Below are 6,250 nucleotides of genomic sequence, written 5' to 3'. Positions count from 1 at the left end.
AGGCCCAACTGGCCGCTGCCCAGGCCGACGTCAGCGTCGCCCGGGCCGCGATGCTGCCGACCGTGACGCTCACCGCCGAAGTCGGCTCCGGTGCCGACCGGGCCGACGATATCCTGCGCAGCCCCTTCTATAACCTCACCGCCGGGCTGCTCGCGCCGGTGTTCAACAACGGCCGCCTCGGTGCCCAGCGCGACAAGGCCACGGCGCGCCAGGAAGAACTGCTGGAGACCTATCGCGGCGCAATCATCAACGGCTTCGCCGACGTCGAAAAAGCCCTCAACAGCATTCGCGGACTGGATGAACAGCGCCAGTGGCAGAGTGAAGAACTGAGCCAGGCGCAGACCGCGTTCAACATCGCGCAAAGCCGCTACCGGGCCGGGGCCGAGGACTTGCTGACGGTACTGGAAACCCAGCGCACGCTGTATGCGGCACAGGATTTGAACGTGCAACTGCGGTTGTCGCGGATGCAGGCCAGTATTGCGTTGTACAAAGCGTTGGGTGGGGGGTGGCAGGTTCTGTAATTTCTGTTGTCAGTGAGTACGCCTTCGCGAGCAAGTCGGATCGCCGCACCGCCGCTCCCACACTGGATCTTCAGTGAACACAAAACCTGTGTACGACCAAGATCCAGTGTGGGAGCGGGCTTGCTCGCGAAGAACGATAACGCGGTATCAAGCCAGGCTCTGTTTAGCCTTAAGATTGCGCGCATACCAAGGCCGCTGTGGCACCTTGCGCAACAGCCCCGCCAGTTTTTTCTCGTCCTCACCAAAGGTAATGCGCAACGCCAGCTTCATGGTTTCCGGGTCCATTTCCACTGACTTGCCCGCCTGCAACCCCGGGGTGGTGCTGCAGCCGTGAGTGACCGGGCCGAGCCAAGGGTCATCGATCTCCACCCAGCGCCCAGGCGCAAACCATTGCACACCGTTGACCCGGAGCCGGCTGACCTGCCCCGGATGGAAGCGCTCGTGGGCGCGGAACCAGTCCTCCAGGCGGTCGTCGATCCAGCCGTGGAAATGCCAGAAAACCGGGTTCACATGGGAGGAAAACGGGTCGCCGAGGAAGTCGTTTTCCGCGGCGAACCAACGTGCGGAAAAGTCCGCCGGATCACGGGCAAACGGCACTGGCTGACCGTTCGACGGATCACGCGGCACCGAAGCCCAGCGCATGTGCAGCCAGTCGTGCAGGCCCAGTTCGACCTCCGAGCCGAACTGGCCGAGGGTCAGCGTCGACAGGTAGCGTGGATCACGGTAGCGCGATTCCCAGACCTGGAAATTGCTGTGATACGTCTCAGCGGTCTTGATGTCGCTGACCCACTGCGTGTACTCGTCATCGTCCTCGGCCAGCCAGGTCGGTGGCAGCGCGGTGCCGTCGTGGTTGTCGAAATAACGTGCAAAGCCGGACCGGTCCCGGGCCAGTTCCGGCTGCGGCAACGGGAAATGCGTCCAGGAGGGCAAGTCCTGCATCGAACGTGCAGTGCCGAGCATGTGCCGGTGCATGAAGAAAAAGTCCACGCCCGAACCGTTGCGATCCTTGCGCGCCCCTCGGGCGTCGCGCTCCTTGTCCCGTGGGCCGGGCTGCCAGCCAAGCCCGCGCAAGGCGCCGCGCTGGTCTTCGGACAGCTTGTGCCATTTGTCCCGGGAGGCATGCCAGAGCTGGTGGAACAACCGGTGCTCCGGCGATACCAGCCAGGCGAGCAGGGCCGGATTCAGGCCGGTGCGCTCGCGGGCTTCGGGGAATACCCGTTTGACGGCAATGAAGCGATTGTCCTGGGCAGGCAGCATCAGTGGCCGCTTCAGGTCCAGCACGCGCCCGCTGAGACTGCCGCTGCCAGCGTTGCCGAAACCGGCCCAGACCTCGTCCAGGGTCATGTCGAACTCGTACTCACAGCAGCCGCTGGCACCCAGCAGTCGCCAGGCAAGTTGCTTCGGGTTGGCCCCGGACAGATCGCCCAGCACCCGGTAACGGGGCTCTTGCGTGGAGCGCAAACGCTCGGCGGTGTCGAGATAACCACTGACTCCGCGGCCCTTGTGCCCGATATCGAGGAACACTTCCAGCCCCTCCAGCGGCAAGCCTTCGATACCGGCGTCACGACCTTCGAAGCGAATCTGCCAGACCCCGCGCAAGGTATCCGCCAACCGCTGGCCGGCAACATCCGCCACGTCGAACGAGGCTTCGCCGGGGGTGATCGTCGGGTCCGGCCTGGTCAGTTCGCGATGCCCGTAATACACCGCCGGCACGGCGGCACCGGTCAGCGCCAGACCCGCGAGGAACCATCGTCGAGAAATCGTCATTGCCCTACCTGTGTCAGCCATGGAGCAGGCTTTATCCAAGCTAGAACGGTCAGTACTGCTGAAAATTTAAGAGCTTCGCTGGCAAGCCAGCTCCTACAGGGATTGTGTGATCCCCTGTAGGAGCTGGCTTGCCAGCGAAGAGGCCGGCACAAACAACTAAATTCTCAGCCCAGCCACTCGTTCCCCCCAGATAGCAAAGGCCCCTGCGCCTGATCCCCGACGGCGAACCTGACTGAGACGGCAATGACAAAACCACGTTCGAAAAAGGCTCTTTTCATCGGCCTGCCGCTGGCCCTGGCGATCAGCGCGGGTGCAGGCCTTGCCGCCTGGGATTACTGGTTCAAGGACAATCCCGGCTACCCGGTCAAGGTGATGAAACAGGCCGATCAATTGCAGGAGCGCATCCTCTCGTTCGACAGCCACATCACCGTGCCCATGGACTTCGGCACCGCCGGCAACGAAGTCGACAAGGACGGCGAAGGCCAGTTCGACCTGGTCAAGACCGGCCGCGGGCGCCTGTCCGGTGCGGCGCTGACGATCTTCGGCTGGCCGGAAATATGGAACGGCGCCAACGCGCCCCATCGGCCTACTGCCGGCTTCGTCGACGAGGCCCGGCACAAGCAGGAAACCCGCTACAGGATCATCAGCGCGATGGTGCGTGACTTCCCCAATCAGGTGGCCATCGCCTACACCCCCGACGACTTCCGGCGCCTGCATGGCGAAGGCAAGTTTGCGATCTTCATCAGCATGCTCAACGCCTACCCGCTGGGCAATGACCTCAACGCCCTGGACAAGTGGGCAGCGCGAGGCATGCGCATGTTCGGCTTCAGCTACGTGGGCAACAACGCCTGGGCCGATTCGTCGCGGCCGTTGCCGTTCTTCAATGATTCGCGCGATGCCCTCGGCGGGCTGTCGGACATTGGCAAGCAGGCGGTCCATCGCCTCAATGACCTGGGCGTGATCATCGATGTGTCGCAGATGTCGACCAAGGCCCTGGAGCAAGTCGCGCAACTGAGCCGCACGCCGATGGTCGCCTCCCACTCGGCACCCCGAGCGCTGGTGGACATCCCGCGTAACCTCAGCGATCCGGAAATGCAGTTGATCAAGAACAGCGGCGGTGTGGTGCAGATTGTCGGCTTCCCGACCTACATCCGCCCGCTGAGCCAGGCCACTCTGGACAAGCTCAACGCCCTGCGCGCGCGCTTCGACCTGCAACCGTTGCAAGGCCTGGAGATGGCCCTGATGCCCGGCGATCCGGTGATCACCGTCTGGCCCGAGCAGCGTTTCGGCGAATACGCCAGCCAGCTCTATTCGATCCTCGACGAAGAACCCAAGGCCTCCCTCAAGGACTACGGCGATGCGATCGATTATGCCGTGAAGAAAATCGGCATCGACCACGTCGGCATCAGTTCCGACTTCAACGACGGCGGCGGCCTCGACGGCTGGAAAGACGTCAGCGAGGCCCGCAACGTGACCGCCGAACTGATCAGCCGCGGCTACAGTGAAGCCGACATCGCCAAGCTCTGGGGCGGCAACTTCCTGCGGGTCTGGGACCAGGTGCAGAAGTCTTCCCGGCCTGTGGTGCAGAACTGATTTTTCCTTTTGCCAAAGCGAACCGAACCCATGACCAACCGTCGTTCATTCCTCAAGCAGGCCGGCATTCTGGCGGCCGGCATTCCCCTGGCCTCGGCCGTCAACCTGCCCGCACAGGCCGCAAGCCCAGCGCTGTTGCCCGGGGACAAATGGGACCAGCTGCGCCAACTGTTCACACAGGACCCGAACTACCTGCACTTCGCCAACTTCCTGGTGACCTCGCACCCGCGCCCGGTACGTGAAGCCATCGAGATGCACCGCGCCAACCTCGATCGCAACCCCGGCCTGGCCATGGACTGGCATCGCGGCGAAACCGAACGCCGTGAAGAAGACGTGCGCGTGTGGGCCGGTCGCTACCTTAAAGCCAAGCCGTCGCAGATCGCCCTGACCGGCAGCACCACCGAAGGCCTGGCGATGATCTACGCTGGCATCCACGTGCGCCCGGACCAGGAAATCCTCACCAGCGAACACGAGCACTACGCCGCCAACAGCGTGTTCGAATACCGCACCCAGAAGGACGGCACCAAGGTTCGCAAGATCAGATTGTTCGAAGACCCGTACAAGGTCTCGACCGCCGAAGTGCTGGCCGCGATCGAACGCAACATCCGCCCCGAGACCCGCGTACTGGGCATGACCTGGGTACATTCCGGCAGCGGCGTGAAGCTGCCCATCGGCGAGATCGGCAAACTGGTGGCCGAGAAAAACCGTGGCCGCGCCGACAAGGACCGCATCCTCTACGTGATCGATGGCGTACACGGCTTCGGCGTGGAGAACGTCGATTTCCCGGACATGCACTGCGACTTCTTCATCGCCGGCACCCACAAATGGATGTTCGGCCCACGGGGCACCGGGATCATCTGCGCCCGTTCCGACGAGCTAAAGGACGTGACCCCGACCATCCCGACCTTCTCCGAAGCCACCCAGTTTTCCACCGTGATGACCTACGGCGGCTACCACTCGTTCGAACACCGCTGGGCGCTGACCGAAGCCTTCAAGCTGCATCTGGAACTGGGCAAGGCCGAGGTCGCGACGCGCATTCACGACATCAACAGCTACCTGAAGAAACGCTTGCAGGCACACCCGTCGGTGGAACTGGTCACGCCGCTGTCACCGGAGCATTCCGCCGGTTTCACCTTCTTCCGCATCAAGCACCAGGACTGCGAGGAAGTCGCCAATTTCCTGATGGATCGTCGTGTCGTGTGCGATGCCGTGGACCGTGATGTCGGGCCGATCATTCGTGTATCGCCGGGGCTGCTCAATACCGAAGCGCACATCGACCAGTTGATGGAGCTGATGGCCAGCAAGCTCTGAACCGCCGATTCCCTTTAGCGAGAACCCTCATGAAAAACACCCTGTACAGGCTGCCCCTTCAACGCCTCGGTGCCCTGATGCTGCTGGCATTGCTCGGCAGTGCCGTACCGAGCCTCGCCCAGGCGTACACGGCACCGCTGCCGGGCAAGGTCTTCAAGGATTGCCGCAACTGTCCGGAAATGGTGGTGCTGCCCGCCGGCACCTTCACCATGGGCACCCCGGAAGGCGAAGTCGGCCGCGAGCCGGATGAAGGCCCGATGCATGAGGTGACATTCGACAAACCCTTCGCCATGAGCCGTTACCAGATCACTGCCGGCGAATGGGCCCAATACATGAAGGAAACCGGGATCACCCTGCCCGATGGCGATACCCGTCCCGGCCGGGCATGCACCAATGGCAAACCGAGTTACCCCCAAGGCCCGCGTCAGCCGGCGGTGTGCATGAACTTCGCCGAAGTCACGGCGTATGTCGCCTGGCTGTCGCGCAAAACCGGCCAGCATTACCACATCGTCAGCGAGGCCCAGCGCGAGTACGCGGCCCGTGCCGGGTCAACGGGACCGTTCCCCTTCCCGTTCGACCCCGGCACCGAGTACAGCATCGCCACCCACGCCAACACCTACGGGCCCGCCGATGGCTACAGCCATACCTCTCCGGTCGGTAGCTATCCAGCGAATGCCTTTGGCATGTACGACATGCATGGCAACGTCTACGAATGGATCGCCGATTGCTACCACCCGGACTATGTCGGCGCGCCCACCGACGGCAGCGCCTGGACCGAACCCGATTGCGACACCCTGCGCATCCGCGGCAACGACTGGGGCGAAGCACCGGTGTTTTCCCGCTCGGGCAACCGCAATGACATCGACCCGCAAACCCGTGGCGACTGGATTGGTTTCCGCGTAGTACGCAATCTCTGACTACCCCCTGCCCTTGTGGGAGCGGGCTTGCTCGCGAAGGCGTCGTGTCAGCCAACATCAACTTTGCTGATCCACCGCTTTCGCGAGCAAGTCGGATCGCCGCACCGCCGCTCCCACAGGTTTTGTGTCGCCCATCCTTTA

Annotated in this window: 5 protein-coding genes; 4 read left to right on the top strand and 1 reads right to left on the bottom strand. The window is 63.1% G+C overall.

Translation table 11 applies throughout. The annotated features are described in order from the left end of the window. Positions 1-521 (top strand): TolC family protein (locus ACCD00_RS05365; RefSeq protein ID WP_413422577.1); only part of this gene is annotated, 521 nt, incomplete at its 5' end. A 147-nt stretch (positions 522-668) separates the two neighbouring features. Here the strand turns inward: ACCD00_RS05365 and ACCD00_RS05360 are convergent. Continuing rightward, a complete protein-coding gene (locus ACCD00_RS05360; RefSeq protein ID WP_413422575.1) occupies positions 669-2,288 on the bottom strand; it encodes a PvdJ/PvdD/PvdP-like protein in 1,620 nt (539 codons plus the stop codon). A 243-nt stretch (positions 2,289-2,531) separates the two neighbouring features. On the opposite strand from ACCD00_RS05360, the gene pvdM reads away from it, so the two are divergent. The 3 genes from pvdM to ACCD00_RS05345 are packed head-to-tail and all read left to right on the top strand — an operon-like array spanning position 2,532 to position 6,109. Continuing rightward, the gene (gene pvdM / locus ACCD00_RS05355; protein WP_413422573.1) at positions 2,532-3,881 is read left to right on the top strand and encodes a pyoverdine-tailoring dipeptidase-like protein PvdM; all 1,350 of its coding nucleotides are present in this window, start codon (positions 2,532-2,534) and stop codon (positions 3,879-3,881) included. A 30-nt stretch (positions 3,882-3,911) separates the two neighbouring features. Beyond that, on the top strand, positions 3,912-5,192 hold the full coding sequence (locus ACCD00_RS05350) for an aminotransferase class V-fold PLP-dependent enzyme (protein WP_413422571.1): 1,281 nt from the start codon (positions 3,912-3,914) through the stop codon (positions 5,190-5,192). A gap of 29 nt (positions 5,193-5,221) precedes the next feature. After that, positions 5,222-6,109 (top strand): formylglycine-generating enzyme family protein, encoded by an 888-nt coding sequence (locus tag ACCD00_RS05345; protein ID WP_413422569.1) that lies wholly within the window; start codon positions 5,222-5,224, stop codon positions 6,107-6,109. Positions 6,110-6,250 lie beyond the last annotated feature (141 nt).

It is taken from the genome of Pseudomonas sp. Pseusp3, assembly GCF_047304225.1.
GTDB classification, from domain to species: domain Bacteria; phylum Pseudomonadota; class Gammaproteobacteria; order Pseudomonadales; family Pseudomonadaceae; genus Aquipseudomonas; species Aquipseudomonas fluorescens_CD.
This window is presented reverse-complemented; position numbering and strand designations above follow the sequence as displayed.